The sequence below is a fragment of the Nocardia sp. NPDC050697 genome (assembly GCF_040654395.1).
In the GTDB taxonomy this organism is placed as follows: Bacteria; Actinomycetota; Actinomycetes; order Mycobacteriales; family Mycobacteriaceae; genus Nocardia.
The window spans coordinates 478,808-495,824 of record NZ_JBFAHY010000004.1 but is presented as its reverse complement, the minus strand read 5'-3'; the positions used below and the strand labels follow the sequence as shown (position 1 = coordinate 495,824).

General features: G+C 74.9%; 15 protein-coding genes and 1 pseudogene. 7 read left to right on the top strand and 9 right to left on the bottom strand.

What is annotated here, in order from left to right:
* Positions 1–156 precede the first annotated feature (156 nt).
* From AB0H71_RS17930 to cobC, 6 genes and pseudogenes are all read right to left on the bottom strand, one after another.
* The gene (locus AB0H71_RS17930; RefSeq protein WP_357021631.1) at positions 157–2,616 is read right to left on the bottom strand and encodes an FAD-dependent monooxygenase; all 2,460 of its coding nucleotides are present in this window, start codon (positions 2,614–2,616) and stop codon (positions 157–159) included.
* Positions 2,617–2,902: 286 nt separating this feature from the next.
* A complete protein-coding gene (locus AB0H71_RS17925; protein WP_357021627.1) occupies positions 2,903–4,102 on the bottom strand; it encodes a bifunctional RNase H/acid phosphatase in 1,200 nt (399 codons plus the stop codon).
* Entirely contained in the window at positions 4,099–4,836 is a 738-nt protein-coding gene (locus AB0H71_RS17920; protein WP_357021624.1) for a C4-type zinc ribbon domain-containing protein, read from the bottom strand. The genes AB0H71_RS17925 and AB0H71_RS17920 overlap by 4 nt, the downstream gene beginning before the upstream one ends.
* A 73-nt stretch (positions 4,837–4,909) precedes the next feature.
* Positions 4,910–5,551: a hypothetical protein gene (locus AB0H71_RS17915; protein WP_357021621.1), complete on the bottom strand. Its 642-nt coding sequence runs from the start codon at positions 5,549–5,551 to the stop codon at positions 4,910–4,912.
* A gap of 90 nt (positions 5,552–5,641) precedes the next feature.
* Positions 5,642–6,763, bottom strand: a complete 1,122-nt coding sequence (locus tag AB0H71_RS17910) for a Nif3-like dinuclear metal center hexameric protein (protein ID WP_357021619.1) — start codon at positions 6,761–6,763, stop codon at positions 5,642–5,644.
* A 242-nt stretch (positions 6,764–7,005) separates the two neighbouring features.
* Positions 7,006–8,031: pseudogene (cobC, locus tag AB0H71_RS17905) on the bottom strand (Rv2231c family pyridoxal phosphate-dependent protein CobC); the annotation flags it as partial.
* 52 nt (positions 8,032–8,083) lie between these two features.
* Between cobC and AB0H71_RS17900 the strand changes: the two are divergent.
* Together AB0H71_RS17900 and AB0H71_RS17895 are read left to right on the top strand one after the other, a co-directional pair.
* Positions 8,084–8,560: a low molecular weight protein-tyrosine-phosphatase gene (locus tag AB0H71_RS17900; protein ID WP_357021617.1), complete on the top strand. Its 477-nt coding sequence runs from the start codon at positions 8,084–8,086 to the stop codon at positions 8,558–8,560.
* A complete protein-coding gene (locus AB0H71_RS17895; protein ID WP_357021615.1) occupies positions 8,560–9,417 on the top strand; it encodes an SURF1 family cytochrome oxidase biogenesis protein in 858 nt (285 codons plus the stop codon). Before AB0H71_RS17900 ends, AB0H71_RS17895 begins: the two co-directional genes overlap by 1 nt.
* Here the strand turns inward: AB0H71_RS17895 and AB0H71_RS17890 are convergent.
* Positions 9,396–10,316, bottom strand: coding sequence for a cobalamin biosynthesis protein (locus tag AB0H71_RS17890; RefSeq protein ID WP_357021612.1), 921 nt, complete (start codon positions 10,314–10,316; stop codon positions 9,396–9,398). The genes AB0H71_RS17895 and AB0H71_RS17890 overlap by 22 nt on opposite strands.
* Positions 10,317–10,394: 78 nt before the next feature.
* On the opposite strand from AB0H71_RS17890, the gene sigJ reads away from it, so the two are divergent.
* Complete coding sequence (gene sigJ, locus AB0H71_RS17885; protein WP_357021610.1) at positions 10,395–11,318, top strand: RNA polymerase sigma factor SigJ; 924 nt, start codon at positions 10,395–10,397, stop codon at positions 11,316–11,318.
* Here the strand turns inward: sigJ and ald are convergent, their stop codons facing one another.
* Together ald and AB0H71_RS17875 are read right to left on the bottom strand one after the other, a co-directional pair.
* On the bottom strand, positions 11,319–12,428 hold the full coding sequence (gene ald / locus AB0H71_RS17880; protein WP_357021607.1) for an alanine dehydrogenase: 1,110 nt from the start codon (positions 12,426–12,428) through the stop codon (positions 11,319–11,321).
* An 85-nt stretch (positions 12,429–12,513) separates the two neighbouring features.
* Positions 12,514–13,284 (bottom strand): MBL fold metallo-hydrolase, encoded by a 771-nt coding sequence (locus AB0H71_RS17875; protein ID WP_357021604.1) that lies wholly within the window; start codon positions 13,282–13,284, stop codon positions 12,514–12,516.
* Positions 13,285–13,355: 71 nt separating this feature from the next.
* Here AB0H71_RS17875 and AB0H71_RS17870 point away from each other — a divergent pair, with 71 nt between their 5' ends.
* The 4 genes from AB0H71_RS17870 (at position 13,356) to AB0H71_RS17855 (ending at position 15,813) form a co-directional block, all read left to right on the top strand.
* Positions 13,356–14,300, top strand: a complete 945-nt coding sequence (locus AB0H71_RS17870) for a helix-turn-helix domain-containing protein (RefSeq protein ID WP_357021601.1) — start codon at positions 13,356–13,358, stop codon at positions 14,298–14,300.
* Positions 14,301–14,309: 9 nt separating this feature from the next.
* On the top strand, positions 14,310–14,825 hold the full coding sequence (locus AB0H71_RS17865; RefSeq protein WP_357021598.1) for a gamma carbonic anhydrase family protein: 516 nt from the start codon (positions 14,310–14,312) through the stop codon (positions 14,823–14,825).
* A 166-nt stretch (positions 14,826–14,991) separates the two neighbouring features.
* The gene (locus AB0H71_RS17860; protein ID WP_233016653.1) at positions 14,992–15,129 is read left to right on the top strand and encodes a hypothetical protein; all 138 of its coding nucleotides are present in this window, start codon (positions 14,992–14,994) and stop codon (positions 15,127–15,129) included.
* A gap of 60 nt (positions 15,130–15,189) precedes the next feature.
* The gene (locus tag AB0H71_RS17855) at positions 15,190–15,813 is read left to right on the top strand and encodes a TetR/AcrR family transcriptional regulator (protein ID WP_357021594.1); all 624 of its coding nucleotides are present in this window, start codon (positions 15,190–15,192) and stop codon (positions 15,811–15,813) included.
* The last annotated feature ends 1,204 nt before the right edge of the window (positions 15,814–17,017 follow it).

Sequence of the window (17,017 nt, the reverse complement as noted above, 5' to 3'; positions counted from 1 at the left end):
TCCTCGACGCAGTGCGAAATCACGAGCGGCACGGCCGCCGATCCCCTCTCCCCCGGGTCTCGACGGCCAGTTGGTCGGTGTGCACTCGGTGCCGAGCCGTGCCAGGACGCGGACCCCGCCATCGGTCGCGGTGGATCGTGGCGCGTGCGGATCGGGTCAGAGCGCGCCGAGCAGCGCCCGCACCGTCTCGTCGGCCAGCCGCTCCGCCCGCTCCGCGGAGACGGCGGGTTCGACGTAGCCGACGTTGAGGGACAGCTCGCCGTGCAGCACCGTCGCGGTCGCCGAGACGAAGCCGCAGACCGACATGCCCGCCACGAACTGCGCGCCGGAGAGCCGCCACGCGCCCAGCTTGTCCGGGAAGGCGGGGCGCTCCAGGTAGGTCAGGCACAGGTGGCCGGGGCCGTTCTTGTCCATCATCGTCACCGCCGACCCGGCCTTCGCCGCCGATTTCGGCGCGGTCAGCCGGAGCAGCTCGAGCGCGGCGAGATGATCCCGATCGGCGAGCCTGGTGCCGAGGCCGCCCTCCAGCTCGGCGGCGGCCGCCCACAGCGGCGTCCACGGCGCGTACTCCGCGGTGGAGCTGATCAGCCCCTGGTAGACCCCGACCTCGGCATCGGAGACCGGCAGCTGGTCGCGGAAGCCGAGCAGGCTGCCGATGGCGTAGGTGGCCGCGGTCTCGACCCCCGCGTCCCGTGCGGTGGCGCTGATCAGCGCCGCCGCCAGCGCCGCCCGCACCCCGACGCCGTGCTCGGCGCAGCGGGCGAGCAGCGTCTCCAGCCGGTCCCCGTCGATCCGGCGATGCACCACCCGGCTGCGCCGCAGCTTCGGCTCCGCCAGCTCGGCGGGCACCAGCCGCTTCGCCCGTTCGAAGCGGGCCCGCTGGTCGCGCAGCACCGAGCTCGCCAGGTGCTTCGCGCCGCCGACGCCGTCCGGGAAGAGCTGTTCGGCGCCGGGCCGTACCGGCGCCGCCGGGTACTCCCCGGCCTCGCCCGCCGCCACCCGCAGCACCTGCTCGGCCACGGTGAGCGCGCTCTGCCCGTCGCCGACGGCGTGGTGCAGGGTGATGAGCAGATCCGCCCCCGACCCGTCCGCGGCGTGCACCAGCACCGCGCGGGCGAGCGGGCCCGCGGCGGTGTCGAAGGGCTCGGCGAGCTCGGTGCCGTCGATCTCGGCGAGCCAGCCCTCCGGCTCGGCGGCGGTCACCTCGCGCAGCGGGATCTCCCGCTCGACCGCGACGAACTCGGGCTCGGTGCCGTCTGGCTGCGCGGCCACCGCCACCCGGAGCGCGGGGTGCCTGCGCTGCACCTCGTCCAGCGCCGCGCGCAGCGCCGCCGGTTCGACGGTGCCGTGCACCCTGGCCCGCGCCACCACGTGCAGCGGGGCCAGCTGGTCGGCGATCCAGTGCCAGCGCTCGGCCGGGGTGAGCGCGCGCGGCAGCTCGGCCACCGGGCCGTCCAGCGGCGGGAAGGTCATGGGCTTGCTCAGCTCGCGCAGGAAGAACTCGGTGGGCGCCAGCCGGAAGTAGGTATTGCGCAGCGCGACCAGCGTGCCGCCGGTGGTCTGCTCGATCCGGCTGAGCGCGCGCGAGCCGTCCACGAACATGGCCGAGCGCTCGATCCGGGCCCGCTCGTAGCGCCGCAGCCCGAGCGCCGGGTCGACCGCCGAGCGCAGCGCGGCGGCCAGCACCACGGCGTCCTCGATGGCGGCGTTGGCGCCCTGCGCGAGCGCGGGGAGCATGGGGTGCGCGGCGTCGCCGAGCAGCGTCACCCGGCCCCGGCCCCACGCGGTGAGCGGCGGGCGGTCCTGGGCGGGCACCGCGAGGATGGCGTCCTCGTCGGTCTGCTCGATGCAGGCGCGCACCTCGGGCGCCCAGCCGGCGTAGAGCCGGAGCAGCTCGGCCTTGCCGCCCTTCCAGTCGGCGGCCTCGGCGGCGGGCAGCGTCTTCGTGCCCCACCAGTACACCCGGCCGTCGCCGATGTCGTGCAGCCCGAACCGCATGCCGGTGCCCCAGTAGTGCGTGGAGGAGCCCGGTCGCACCGCCGCGTGCTCGAACGGGATGCAGGCCAGCCAGCAGACGAAGCCGCCGGGGCGCGGGTCGGCGCGGCCGTGCAGCTGGGCGCGGACCACCGAGCCGATGCCGTCGGCGCCGATGAGGGCATCGCCCTCGGCGACCCGGCCGTCGGCGAACTCGACCCGCACGTGGTCGGGGCCGTCCACGAAGCGGGTGGCGCGGGCGTCCAGGTGGATCGGGGTGTCGCCGGCCGCGGCGCGCAGCGCGGCGTGCAGGTCGGCGCGGTGGATGGCGATGCTGGGCGCGTCGAGCCTGGCCTCCTGCGTCCGCACCGGCAGCTCCCGCAGGGGTTTCCCGTCCGGGCGGCAGAAGCGGAAGCTCTCGACCCGCGCGCCGCGCGTCAGCAGCTCCCGCTCCAGCTCGGGGCCGAGGGTGCGGAGCGCGTGGATGGCGTTGGCCTGCACCGAGAGCGCCGAGCCCTGCGCGCGCAGCTCCGGCCCGGCCTCGTAGATCTCGACGCCGATTCCGGCGTGCCGGAGCGCGACCGCCGCGGTCAATCCGCCGATTCCGGCACCGAGAACAACGACCTTCGCCGGACCGACCATAGAACGTGCAACTCCCATCGAACATCCCCGGCACCCGGCCGGGGCGCACCGGCACCACCTCGTCGAGAATGCCCTGCTCACAACCGGTTTCACCGGGGGGAGGGAGGTGTCCGTGCTTGACCGCGTGAAAGCCTACCGGCGGCCGGGGGCCGAAACGATCCGGAGTGAGATTCACCGCAGGGTTCCCGGTTCACCGGGCGGAAACCGTTGTCATGCGGGATAATTCGCGGTCCTTCCGGGCGGTAGTAGCCCGCCCGGTGTGAAACCGCAGGTCAGTGCCGGTGCTTCAGAGGTACGAGGTGTCGTTCACCAGGCGGACCGAGGCGCCGCCGTCCGGGTAGAACTCGGCGATCGAGAGCGCGGCCAGGTCCAGATGGAGGCGGTAGAGGAGCGTCGGGCCGACGTCGAGCGCCAGTTGCAGCAGGGTCTTGATCGGGGTCACGTGGCTGACCACCAGGACCGTGCGCTCCGGGAAGCGGGCGAGGAGGTCGTCGCGGACGCGCTCGATCCTGGTGCGGACCGCGGCGAAGCTCTCGCCGCCGGGCGGCGGGAGGGCGGGGTCGCCGAGCCAGGCGGCGTGCGCCTCGGGGTCGCGGGTGGCGGCCTCGGTGAAGGTGAGCCCCTCCCAGGTGCCGAAATCCGTCTCGATCAGGTCGTCGACGATCTCGGCCCGGAGGCCGATGGCCTGCGCGGCGGCCGTCGCGGTGGCGTGGGCGCGGGCCAGGGGGGAGCAGACGACGGCGTCGATGCCGCCGCGGGTCGCGAGCATGGCGGCCGCGCGGGCTGCCTGCTCCCGGCCGACCTCGTCCAGGGGCGGGTTGCCGCGGCCGGAGTAGCGGCGTTCGACCGAGAGGGCGGTGCGGCCGTGGCGCAGCAGGAGCAGCCGCGTCGGCGCCCCCCGCGCGCCGGTCCAGCCCGGTGCCCGATCCCGCGCGGTCGCGACAACCGCGGTCGCCGAGGCATCGTCGGCCACCGTTCGCCCCGTGGGGGGCGCGTCGGCAGCGGCTTTCGCGGGCGCGGCCTGCGCAGCCGCGCTTCCCGCCGCGGCGAGCGGGGGGACTTCGGCGCCGGCGGCGGCGTCCATGGCCTCGTTGGCGAGGCGGTCGGCGTGGCTGTTGCGGGCGCGGGGGATCCAGGTGAAGGTGACGGAGTCGAACTTCGCGACCAGGCCGCGCGCCTCCTCGGCCAGCGGGATCATGGCCACGTGCTTGACCTTCCAGCGCCCGGAGAGCTGCTCGACCACGAGTTTCGAGTCCATGCGGACCTCGACCCGGGCCGCCCCGAGCTCGACCGCCGCCTCGAGACCGGCGATCAGCCCGCGGTACTCGGCGACATTGTTGGTCGCGATCCCGATGCTCGCGCGCCGCTCGGCGAGCACCTCGGCGCGCTCCGCGTCGAAGACCACCGCCCCGTACCCGGCCGGTCCGGGATTGCCGCGCGACCCTCCGTCCGCCTCGACGATCACCGTGTCCGGCCGGGCGCTCACAGCCCCGATTCCTTGGTGCGCACCAGGATCGCCCCGCACTCCGGACAGCGCAGCACCACGTCGGGCTCGGTCCTGGCGATCCGGGCGATCTCGCCGCGGTCCAGCTCGATCCGGCAGGCCCCGCAGCGCCTGGCCTGCAACAGCGCCGCCCCGACGCCGTGCGCCGCGCGCTGCTTGTCGTAGAGCGCGAGCAGCTCGCCGGGGAACTGCCCGACCAGCCCAGCCCGGTCGTTCTCGCAGCGATTCTGCGCCACGTCCAGATCGGCGACGGCCTCGTCGCGCAGCCGCTGCGCATCGGTCAGCTCCTGCTCGGCCCTGCTCAGCCGCGCGCCCGCGTGGTCGTGGTCGGCGGCCGACGCCTCGCGCCGCTCCATCACCTCGAGCAGGTCGTCCTCCAGCGCGCCGCGGCGCCGCTCCAGGCTGGCGAGCTCGTGCTCCAGGTCGGTGAGCTGCTTGGCGTGCACCGCGCCGGAGGTGAGCATGCCGCGGTCGCGCTCCTCGCGCTTGCGCACGGCGTCGACCTCGCCCTCCAGCTTGCGGATGTCGCGATCCAGGTCGTCGATCTCGATCTCGACCTTGACGGCGGCGTCCTTCTGGGTGTTGCGCTCCGCCTCCAGCCGGGCCACCTCCTGCTGCTCGGGCAGCACCGTCCGCCGATGCGCGATCCGCGTCAGCTCGGCATCGGCGGCCGCGAGCCGGAGCAGCGCGGCCTGGATCGATGGTTCGACATTCACTGCGGGCAGACTCCTGGGGTACGGGGGGTGGGGGGCATGAGCCGGTCCACCACCGTACCGCGCAGCGGGTGGCCTACTCGGCGGGCCTGGTCTTGATGGCGTCGCGCGAGATGAAGACGTCGAACTCGCCCGGCGTCGCGATCACCGCGTTGCCGTAGGCGGAGCGCACGAAGGGCTCCGTGTACCAGCGGCCCTCGTCCATGTCCTGGAAGAAGTCGCGGTCCTCGCCGTTCAGGAAGAGGTGGTTCTGCGCGGTGGCGACGCCGTCCAGCCGCTGCCCGTAGAGCCTGGTCACCTTGTACCCGGAGTGGAAGCCGAGCGCGTTCACCCAGGGCTCCAGCTCGACGATATTGGCCTGCAGCACCCAGAGGTCGCCCTCCACCTGGTAGGTCTCGGTGCGCTCCTCGTGCTGGTCGTCGCCGAAGAGCGTGACCCTGACCTCCATCCGATGCTCCTGCCCGGCAACGGGGGTGGCGACGACGTGCGCGGCCTTCACCTCGCCGGCCAGCCCGAGGTAGGTCTGCACCAGGGTGACCACCCAGAGCAGGAGCAGGGCGGCGACGAGCAGCACGACGCCGCTCGTGCCGCGGCCGAGTAGGGCACGCAGCCCGAAGCTGCGCATGCGGACCAACGCCGAAACCAGCAGTGCCACGCCGACGACGATCGCGATGATCAGCCCGACCTGCAGCACCCCGAAATCCACCGGGTAACTCATGCCGTGGTTATACCCCTGTGCGAGCGGGAATCTCGCGCGAATCGGGTACGGAACCGAGCCGTCACCTCCGCGTGACGCGCCGTTCGCCGGTCAGTGCCCGCAGCCGAGGGTCCACGGGTCGGTGCGCAGCGCGGAGACCTGCGTGATCAGCTCCGGCAGTTCCCGCCGGACCAGCGCCGCCGCCTGTGCGCACCAGGGGAATTCGGTGGCCCAGTGCGCGGCGTCGATCAGCGCGGGGCCGCCCGCGCGCAGGTGCTCGTCGGCGGGGTGGTGGCGCAGGTCGGCGGTGAGGTAGGCGTCCACCCCGCTGCGCGAGACCTTTCCGAGGAAGGAGTCGCCGGCGCCGCCGCAGACCGCGACCGTCTCGACGACGCGCTCCGGGTCGCCCGCGGCGCGCAGGCCCCAGGCGGTGGCGGGGAGCGCGGCGGCGGCGCGCGCGGTGAAGGTGCGCAGCGTCTCCGGGGCCGGGAGGGTGCCGATGCGGCCGAGGCCGGTGCCCGCGGGCAGTGCCGCGCGGGTGCTGATGTGGAAGGCGGGTTCCTCGTAGGGGTGCGCGGCGCGCAGGGCGGCGAGTACCGCTCGGCGGCGGTCCGGCGGGGCGATCACCTCGAGGCGGTCCTCGGGGACGCGGGTCAGCTCCCCCCGCGTGCCGATGGCCGGGTTCGCGTGCTCCATCGGCCGGAACTGGCCGGTGGACGGGGCGATGGAGGCGCAGTCGCGGTAGTCGCCGGTGCCGCCGGCGCCCGCGGCGAAGAGCGCGGCGGCGACGGCGTCGGTGTGCTCGCGGGGGACCTGGATGGTCCAGTTGTCCACCGGGGCCGCGTCCTGCGGGTCCAGCGGGCGGAGGCCGGTGAGGCCGAGGGTCTCCGCGAGCGCGTCCGAGACGCCGGGAGCCGCGGAGTCGGCATTGGTGTGCGCGGTGAAGAGGGCGCAGCCCGCGCGGATGAGGCGGTGGACGAGCGCGCCCTTCGGGGTGTCGGCGGCGACGGTGTCGACGCCGCGCAGCAGCAGGGGGTGGTGCGCGACCAGGGCCTCGGCGCCGGCCTCGATGGCCTCGGTGACCACGGCTTCGGTGGCGTCGACGGCGAAGTGCACGCGGCGCACCGGGTCGGCGGGGTCGCCGCAGACCAGGCCGACGGAGTCCCAGGATTCCGCCAGGGACGGGGGGTAGGCGGTGTCCAGCACCGCGATCAGCTCGGCCAGGGTGGTCATGGGCGGTGGCTCCGTCCTGTGGGGCTGGGGTGGGCGGGGGTGGCCCGGTCCCGGGCGGCGTCTGCGCGCGCCCCGGATTCGCGGTGGCCGGACGCGGGCTGCACAGCCACGCGGTCTCGCGCGGCGCTGTCCCGGGCGGCATCGGGACGTGCCCCGGCCTCGCGCAGGCCGGACGCGGGCTGCACGGCAGTGCGCTCTCGCGCGGCGCAGTCCGCGGTGGCGGCGGCCGCATGATTCAGGTATTCGCGGATGGCGGTGGTGAGGGCCGCGACGGCGGGGGCGTCGCGGACGGCGACGCGGAGGTGGCGGGGGCCGAGGCCGGGGAAGGTGTCGGCGCGGCGGACGGCGATGCCGCGGGTACCGAGGTGGTCGCGCAGGGCGGCGCCGTCCGGCGCCTCGAGCAGGAGGAAGGGGGCGGTGGCCGGGGTGTGGACGGTGAGGCCGGTGCCGCGCAGTTCGGCGATCATCGCCGCGCGCTCGGCGGCGATCGCGTGCGCTTCGCGCTCGGCCCACGCGACCGCGCCGGGCTCGGCGGTGGCGGTGATCGCCTCGAGCTGCAGGGTGCCGAGCGGCCAGTGCGGGCGGCCGTGCGCGAGCCGGGCGAGCAGCTCCGGGGCGCCGAGGAGATAGCCGCAGCGGAGCCCGGCGAGCGCCCAGGTCTTGGTGAGGCTGCGCAGGACGAGCAGGTCCGGCGCGGCGAGCCCGGCCAGTGATTCCGGTTCGCCGGGGACCGCGTCCAGGAACGCCTCGTCGACGACGAGCACCCGCCCCGGCCTGCGCAGGGCGTGGATCGCCGCGGCCGGGTGCAGCACCGAGGTCGGGTTGGTGGGGTTGCCGAGCACCACCAGGTCGGCGTCGTCCGGCACCGCGGCGGAGTCGAGCGCGTAGGGCGGCCGGAGCACGACCCGGCGCACCGGCACCCCGGCCTCGCGCAGCGCCAGCTCCGGCTCGGTGAAGGACGGGTGCAGCACCGCGGCCGCGCGCGCCCCCAGCTTCGGGAGCAGCGCGAACCCCTCGGCGGCGCCGCCGAGCAGCAGCACCTCCTCCGGGCTCCGCCCGTGCCTGGCGGCGACCGCCGCCCGCGCCCGCCGCTCGTCGGCGGCGGCCGGGTACCGCGCCAGGTCGCCGAGGCGCGCCGCGAGCCGCTCCCGCAACCACGGCGGCGGCGCGCTGCCGCGCACGTTCACCGCGAAATCGAGCATGCCGGGGACCGCCTCCACGTCGCCGTGGTGCCGCAGCGCGGCGTGGTCGATGGTGTCCTCGGGCACGTCCGCACACCCTACGTGGCCGGGCACCGGCGGCCGCGGGGACAATGGCGGTGTGGGTGAGCTGCACGTGTCCTTCGTCTGTACCGGCAATATCTGCCGATCGCCGATGGCGGCGCTGGTCTTCGCGGCGCACCTGGAACGGGCCGGGCTGGCCGAGCGGGTGCGGGTGACGAGCGCGGGCACCGGCGACTGGCACGTCGGCAACCCGGCCGACCCGCGCACCGCCGCGGTGCTGCGCCGCTCCGGCTACGCCGACGCGCACGTCGCCGCGCAGTTCGGGGCGGCGCACCGGGACGCCGACCTGATCGTCGCGCTCGACACCGGCCACGAGCGCGCGCTCGCCCGGCTCGGCGTGCCGGACGACCGCCGCCGCCTGCTGCGCAGCTTCGACCCGGCCGCCGACGGCCCGGACGTCCCCGACCCGTACTACGGCGCCGACGCCGGCTTCGAGCTGGTCCGCGCGCAGATCGAGGCCGCGGTGCCCGGGCTGCTCGACTGGGTGCGCGCCGAACTCGGGGAGCAGCGCTGATGCGCCGGCTCGGCTTCCTGCTCCGGCCCAGCTGGCTCATCCTGGCCGCGCTGGTGGCCGGCTTCGCCTACCTGTGCTTCACCGTGCTCGCGCCGTGGCAGCTGGGCAAGAACACCAGCACCGAGCACCGTAATCAGCTGATCGCCGATTCGGTGCGGGCCGAGCCGGTGGATATCGGCGAGCTGCTCGCCGCCGACTCCGGGGTGCGGCCGGACGAGGTCGAGTGGCGGCGGGTCACCGCCACCGGCGCGTACCTCCCGGACAGCACGGTGCTGGTGCGGCTGCGGCACCTGGACGGGGCACCCGCCTACACCGTGCTCGGGGCCTTCCGGCTGGACGACGGGCGGGTGCTGCTCGTCGATCGCGGGCTGGTCGAGGCGGTGGACGGGTCGCGGCCGCCCGCCGTTCCCGAGCCGCCCGCCGGGACGCAGCGGGTGCAGGCCCGGGTGCGGGACAGCGAGGGGGTCGCGCCGGATCGGGCGCCGTCGGTGCAGGACGGGTTCCGGCAGGTGTACTCCATCGACACCGGGCAGGGGGCCGAGGTGCTCGGGGTGCCGCTGACCAGCGTGCCCACCGGGGGGCGGGGCGGGTATCTGCAGGTGGAGGCGGGGCAGGCGGGGGTTTTCACGCCGAGTCCGCTGCCGCAGCTGGATTCCGGGCCGTACCTGTCCTACGGGTTGCAGTGGTTGGCGTTCGGGATCATGGCGCCGCTGGGGCTCGGGTACTTCGCGTATGCCGAGATCCGCGCTCGGCGGGCCGAGAAGTCGGTGAATGCCCCGGTCGCGGAGGTCTCCGAGCCGGAGCCGGTCTCGACCGAGCAGCGGCTCGCCGACCGCTACGGCCGCTCCCGCCGCTGACTTATTGTCGACAACGCCCCCACCACGACCACCGCCCCGAGCTGGACCAGCTCGGAGAGCACCACGGCCCGCCGGAGGTCGGCGACTTCGGGGGAACGCCCGTCGCCGAGGACCGGACGGAGTTCGGTGCCGTGCGCGTACCGGGTCGGCCCGCCCAGCCGGATGCCGAGCGCACCGGCGGCGGTGGCTTCGGCGACCCCCGCATTGGGGCTGGGGTGAGCACGGGCATCCCGGCGCCAGGCGGCGAGCGCGCCGGCGGCACTGCCGCCGAGCAGGGGGGCGAGCGCGACGGTGAGCGCTCCGGTGAGCCGGGCGGGCAGCAGGTTGGCGAGGTCGTCGACGCGCGCGGCGGCCCAGCCGAAGCGCCGGTGGCGCGCGTTCCGGTACCCGATCATGGCGTCCATGGTGTTCACCGCGCGGTACCCGAGCAGCCCGGGCACGCCCGCGACGGCGCCCCAGAAGAGCGGGGCGACGGTCGCGTCCGAGGTGTTCTCGGCGATGGATTCCAGCGCGGCCCGCGCCAGCCCGTCGGCATCGAGGTACGCCGGATCGCGCCCGCAGAGCGCGGGCAGCAGCGCCCGCGCGCCCTCGATATCCCCGGACTCCAGCGCATCCGCCATCCGCCGCCCGGTCCGCGCCAGGCTGGTGCCGCCGAGCACGGTCCAGGTCGCCAGCGCGACCGCGGGCCACCCACCGCGCCCGAGCCACCGGCCCAGCGCGAGCACCGACCCCACCGCGACCACCTCGTGCACCACCCCGGCCACCCGGCCGTCGCGGTACGTCACCCGCTCCAGCGCGGCCGCCCCGGTCCCGAACCCCGCCACCGGATGCCACCGCCGCGGATCACCGAGCGCCCGATCCAGGGCGAAACCGAGCGCGAGACCGAGCGGCGTTGACATCCGGCGAGATTATCCGGTGCTGTCACACTCGAGGCGGCCACATCGTCCACCCGGTGACGGCCCGACGAGGAACGGCGGATGGCGATGACCGAGCAGACCACCGCGCTGGCGCGCGAATTCGAGGAGCACCGGCCCTACCTGCGCCGGCTCGCCTACAGCACGCTCGGCAGCCTCGCCGACGCCGACGACGTGGTGCAGGAGGCGTGGCTCCGGCTGCAGCGGCACGCCGACTCCGGCGGTGCGCCGATCGACAACCTGCGCGCCTGGCTCAGCACCGTCACCGGCAGGCTCGCGCTCGACCACCTCGGCTCGGCCCGCGTGCGCCGCGAGCAGTACGTCGGCGAGTGGCTCCCGGAGCCGGAGGTGACCGTCTCCGCCGACCCCGCCGACCGCGTCACCCAGGACGAACGGGTCACGACGGCGCTGCTGGTCGTGCTGGAGTCGCTCTCCCCCGCCGAGCGCACCGCCTTCGTGCTGCAGGACGTCTTCGGCATGAGCGGCCCCGAGGTCGCGGACGTGGTCGGCCGCACCCCGGCCGCGGTCAGGCAGCTCGCCTCGCGCGCCCGCAAGCGGGTGGAGGACGGCACCCCGCGCTTCCCCGCCTCGCCGGACGAGCACGAGCGGGTGGTCTCCGCCTTCGCGCTGGCCTGGCGCTCCGGCGACCTCGCCGCGCTGCTCGGCGTGCTGGACGGGAAGGTCAGCCTGACCGCCGACGGCGGCGGCAAGGTACCCGCCATCCGCAGGCCGGTGGCCGGCGCCGAGCTGGTGGCGAAGCTGCTGGTCGGCTGGTACCACGCCCCGGCCGCCAAGCACGGCTGGGGCCGGGCGGTGCTGGTCAACGGCAGGCCGGGGCTGCTCGTCTTCGACGGCAACCACACCGGGGTCTTCGCCTTCACCGTCGACGCGGGGCGGATCTCCGCCATCCACGTGGTCCGCAACCCCGACAAGCTGCACGACCTGCCCGCGGCCGAGCCGGACTGGTACCTCACCGACCCGGAGTGATCAGCCCAGGTCCGGCGCGGCGACCGGGATGCCGTGCGCCGCGCCGACCTCCGGCGAGAAGAGCGTGCCGTTCGCCAGGGTGAGCCCGGCCACCAGCCCGCGGTCCGCCCGGCAGGCGGCCCGCACCCCGCGGTCCGCGATGGCGAGCACCGCGGGCAGCGTGGCATTGGTGAGCGCGACGGTGGCGGTGTGCGGCACCGCGCCGGGCATATTGGCGACGCAGTAGAAGAGCGCGTCCGCCACCGGGAAGGTCGGGGCGGCGTGCGTGGTCGGGTGCGAGTCGGCGAAGCAGCCGCCCTGGTCGATGGCGATATCCACCAGCACGGCGCCCGGCCGCATGCGCGCGACCAGCTCGGTGGAGACCAGCTTCGGTGCCCGTGCGCCGGGGACCAGCACCGAGCCGATCACCAGGTCGGCGCCGCGCACCGCCCGCTCGACCTCGGTGTCGTTGGACGCGACGGTGACGATCCGGCTGCCGAAGCGCACCTCCAGCTCACGCAGCCTGGCCTGGTTGGTGTCGAGCACCGTCACCTGCGCGCCCATTCCGGCGGCCACCTCGGCCGCGCAGGCGCCGGCCACCCCGCCGCCGAGCACAACCACCTCGCCGGGCCGCACCCCCGGAACCCCGCCGGGCAGCACCCCGGCCCCGCCCATCGGCGCCATCAGGTGGTACGCCCCGACCTGCGCCGCCAGCTTGCCCGCCACCTCGCTCATGGGGGCGAGCAGCGGCAGCGAGCCGTCCGGGGCGCGCACCGTCTCGTAGGCGAGCGCGGTGACGCCGGAGCGCAGCAGCGCCTCGGTGCAGGCGCGGGAGGCGGCCAGGTGCAGGAAGGTGAAGAGCACCTGCCCCTTCCGCAGCCGCGGATACTCCGCCGCGATCGGCTCCTTCACCTTCAGCACCAGCTCGGCCGCGCCCCAGAGCTCGTCCGCGCCGGCCACCGAGACCGCGCCCGACTCGGTGTAGTCCCGGTCCCCGAACCCCGACCCCACCCCCGCGCCCCGCTGCACCAGCACCTCGTGCCCGTGCCGGACCAGCTCCGCGGCGCCCGCCGGGGTCAGCGCCACCCGGAACTCCTGGTCCTTGATCTCCCGCGGTACTCCGATGCGCATGGGGTCATCGTGGCGCAAACTCGCCGCGCCCGCGCCCCGCCGCGCCGACCCCTCGGGGCAGGCACCCCGCGACCGCAGCCGACCTTCACACCGACGCGGGCGCCCCGACCTCGAACAGCACGCCGGGCACCGGAATCCGCAGCTGCTCCGCACGCCCGGCGTAGGCGAACCCGCGCCGCAGCTGCTCCAGCGTCTCGCTGAAGTGCGCCCACCCCTCCCCGTGCACCGGCACCACCACCGCCGCCCCCAGCAACTCCGCCGCCCGCACCGCGGTCCGCGCATTGAGCGTCACATCCGCGTCCCCGAACAGCCCGACATTCGCCGCCCCCACATTGAGCACCGCGATATCGATCGCCCCGACCCGCTCCACGATCCGCCCCACCACCTCGACCGAGGCATTGTCCCCGGACACATACACCACCGGCTCCCCGGCGGCGCGCAGCACGAACCCGGTCACCACCCCGGTCACCGGCTCGCACCCCTCCGGCCCGTGCAGCGCGGGCACCGCCGTCACCTCGACCGCGCCCACCGGCACCGTCTCCCACGCGGCCAGCCCGCGCACCCCCGGAATGCGCTCCCCCGCACCGGGCGTCGAGAGCACCAGCGGCACCTCCCCGAGCAGCTCCCGCCCGGACCGATCCAGATTGTCGGCGTGCTCGTCGTGCGAGAGCAGCACCACGTCGATCGGCCCGATCCCGGCCCGCGGCACCGCGGGCCCGTGCAGCTTGTGCAGCGCGACCGGGCCCGGGTACTCGCCCGGCTCGTCGAAGGTCGGATCGGTGAGCCAGGTGCGCCCGCCGTAGCGGAACCGCAGCGTCGGCCCCCCGATATGCAGTGCTTCGAAGGAAAAGGTCATGCCACCGATGCTCGGCCGGCGCCCGCCCCCGGACCAGTGGCCCGCAAGCCACGTACCGCTAAGATCAGGCCATGCACGAGGTGGCGATTCTCGCCTTCGACTCCATCAGCCCCTTCCACCTGGCGGTCCCGACCCTGGTCTTCGGCCGCGTCGGCGTCGACGGCCCCACCCCCTACGCCGTCCGGGTCTGCGCCGAACACCCAGGAAGACTCACCACCCCCGCCGGTTTCGCCCTGCACGTCGACCACGACCTCGCCACCCTGACCACCGCCGACACCATCGTGATCCCGAGCTGGCCACAGCACGCCACCCCCTCCCCCGCGCTGCTCACCGCCCTGCGCACGGCCCATGCCCGCGGCGCCCGGCTCGTCGGGCTCTGCCTCGGCGCCTGGGCCATCGCCGCGACCGGCCTGGCCGACGGCAGGGAACTCACCACCCACTGGGCCGCGGCCGAGGAGCTGGCCACCGCCTTCCCCGCGGTCCGGGTCCGCGCCGACACCCTCTGGTCCGATCTCGGCGACATCGTCACCTCGGCCGGCGTCGCCGCGGCGCTCGACTGCTGCCTGCACCTGGTCCGCGCCGACCACGGCACCCGCGCCGCCGCCGAACTGGCCTCCGCCCTGGTCACCGCCCCGCACCGGAGCGGCTCGCAGGCCCAGTACATCCCGGTCCCGGTCCCCGGCCCGGCCGACGACGACCCGGTCGAGCGCGCCATGGTCTGGGCCAGGGCCAACCTGGCCGATCCGATCGAGCTGGACGGCTGGGCCGCGGTCGCGCACATGTCCCGGCGCACCTTCACCCGCCGCTTCCGCGACCGCACCGGCGCCAGCCCGCAGCAGTGGCTGCTGCACCAGCGCGTCGACGCGGCCCGGCTACTGCTGGAGAGCACCGACGAGACGGTCGAGCGGATCGCGGGCCGGGCCGGCTTCGGCTCCGCGGTCAGCCTGCGCCACCACTTCCAGCGCAGGCTCGGGACCAGCCCGGCCGGGCACCGCGCCCAGTTCCGCCCCGGCTAGGTTCGAGGGATGAGAATCGAGATCGGCGGCCACGCCCCTGACATCGACGAGCGCGCCTGGGTCGCGCCCACCGCGACCGTCATCGGCCGGGTGACGCTCGCCGCGGAGGTGAGCATCTGGTACGGCGCCGTGCTGCGCGCCGATCTGGAGACCATCACCGTCGGCGCGGGCAGCAATATCCAGGACGGCTGCGTGCTGCACTCCGACCCCGGCTACCCGCTCACCGTCGGCAGCGGGGTCTCGGTGGGCCACAATGCCATCCTGCACGGCTGCACCGTCGAGGACGACGTGCTGGTCGGCATGGGCGCCACCGTCCTGAACGGCGCGGTGATCGGCACCGGCAGCCTGATCGCGGCCAATGCCCTGATCCCGGAGGGCGCCCGGATCCCGCCCGGATCCCTGGTCGCGGGCGTGCCGGGCAAGGTGCGGCGCGAACTCGGCGACGCCGAGCGCGACGGCATCAAGCTGAACGCCGCTGTGTACCTTCACAACACGACCCCCCACCGGGACGCCACCGCGCTGTGAGGGGCGACACACCCCCGAGCCCACCGCGGAACCGTTGATAACATGATCACAGCGCCCCGCCACGGCGCTGGATCTTCCGGCTTGCCGCGGGCGTTGCGTGTGGGCAGGAGGTATCACGGTGGCGTACGAGCGTTCGGGTATGCACCGGCCGGGGGGACGGATCAGTGTGGCCGACATCGCGGCCCAACCGGGGGGAATCGAGGCGCTGCAGCGCAGGGTCCACGAGTTACGGTGCCGCGGGGTGGATTTCGCGGCCAATGCGATCGAGCGGGAAATGGCGGATTTCGACCTGCCCCGCGGCTGATCGGCGAGCGCCGCGGGTGAAATAATCTCGTCGGATCACTGCACGTCGACGGGAGATTTGATGTCCGCGGTTCCGCCGATGCTCCAGCGCATCCTGGAGAAGCCCGTGGCCGACGGCGAGCGGTTGCTGGAGAGCGCCTTCTCCGCCTTCCTCGACTTCGGCATCAAGCGCACCAGCATGGGCGAGATCGCGCGCAGGGCGGGCATCAGCCCGGCCACCCTCTACCGCCGCTTCGAATCCAAGAACGACCTGGTGGAGGCGGTGACGGTGCGCGAGGCGCAGCGCTTCGTCGCCGAGATCGACGGCCGGGTGCGCACCGTCAGCGGCTCGGACGACCAGCTGGTGGAGATCTTCGTCGCCTTCATCACGGCGATCGCGGGCAACCAGCTGCTGCGCCGGCTGCTGCGCACCGAGCCGGAGCTGATCCTGCCCAAGCTCACCACCGACGCCGGCCCGGTCCTCGCCATCGGCCGCACCTACCTGGCGGAGAAGCTGCGCGAGCTAGGCGAGCCCGGCACCGCCGAGCAGGTCGATCCCGATCTGATCGCGGAGATCATGGCCCGGCTCGCGCTCTCCCTCGCGCTCACCCCGGACGGGCTCATCCCGATCGATGACGCCGAGGCGGGGCGCGATTTCGCCCGCCGCACCCTGCTCCCCATGATCGGCGTTCGCCCCCGGCCCTGAGCCCGCGCGCAGCCCGAAGGCCGCGGCGACCCGCTCGTCCAGCAGCGCGGCCGCGGTGTCGTCGAAGGGCAGGCCCGCCAGCAGCTCGCCCGCCAGCGCGATCACCGCGCGCGCGGCGGCGCCCTCCGGGTCGGGGAGCGGCATCCGGGAGACGTACTGGGTGATCCACCGGCGGCGACCGGAGTAGAGCCGGTTCCCGCACACCGCGTCGTACCAGCGCAGCCCGAGCGCCGAGTTGGCGACGCCCATGAACAGCGCGGCCAGCTCCTCGGCGGGTTCGCCCAGGTCGGCGAGCGAGAGCCAGTAGCAGTCGCCGTTCACCACCGCGCCGGAGCGGTCGAGCGCGAACCGCGGGACGGCGCTGATATCCGGGAACACCACCTTGGGCGCGCGCCACAGGTGCGGGCGCTGGGGCACCCAGATCTCGAACCACGCGCGCCCGCCCGCCGCCACGTAGTGCCTGGCGGCGAGCGTCTCCCGGTGCGCGGCCAGGTACGCCGCTGCTTCCGGGTAGCGGGCCAGGTCGACCGGGGTGCGCCGGGTGGCCGCGGTGTCGTACGGGTACAGCACCCGCACATCCCGCCCGCGCTCGATCCGCCACGGCGCCAGGTCGTCGTGGGTGAGCAGCGGGCGCAGCAGCTCCGGCTCCGGGCTCGGCCGCACCGCCGCCCACCGATCCGAGATGAACACCGGATCCGCCGTCGTCTTGATCCCCACCCGGATCCGCCCCAGCTCCCCCACCCGCCGCCACGTCGCGGCACCGATCGCGCCCAGCCACGCATCCAGCTCCGGATGCGAGAGCCGCCACGGAGCGGCACTCCCCGGCCCCGCCACCTTCCGCTCGGGCCCGCCGGCCACACCGCGGGTCGTGTCCCGCGCAGCCCGCGGCACGCCCCCGTCCGCGGCGCCGAAGACCGACCCGGAAACGTCAGCCGCCGTCCCGCGACCGGCCGCGGGCGGCTCGCCCGCCTCGGACTCACCGGTCACCAGCACCCCGACCTGCACCGCGAACTCCCGCTCCCCGAGCGCGATCCGCCGCCCCCGCGGCGCGAGCACCGCGTCGAACAGCTCCACCGGCTCCGCGGCCGGAACAGCACCACCCACCTGGTACACCGAGACGAACCGGCACGGCCCGGAGACCGCCCCCTTGACCGCGATCGTCACCGCGGGCAACACCGCCGCCCCGAACAGCTTCGTATCCCCG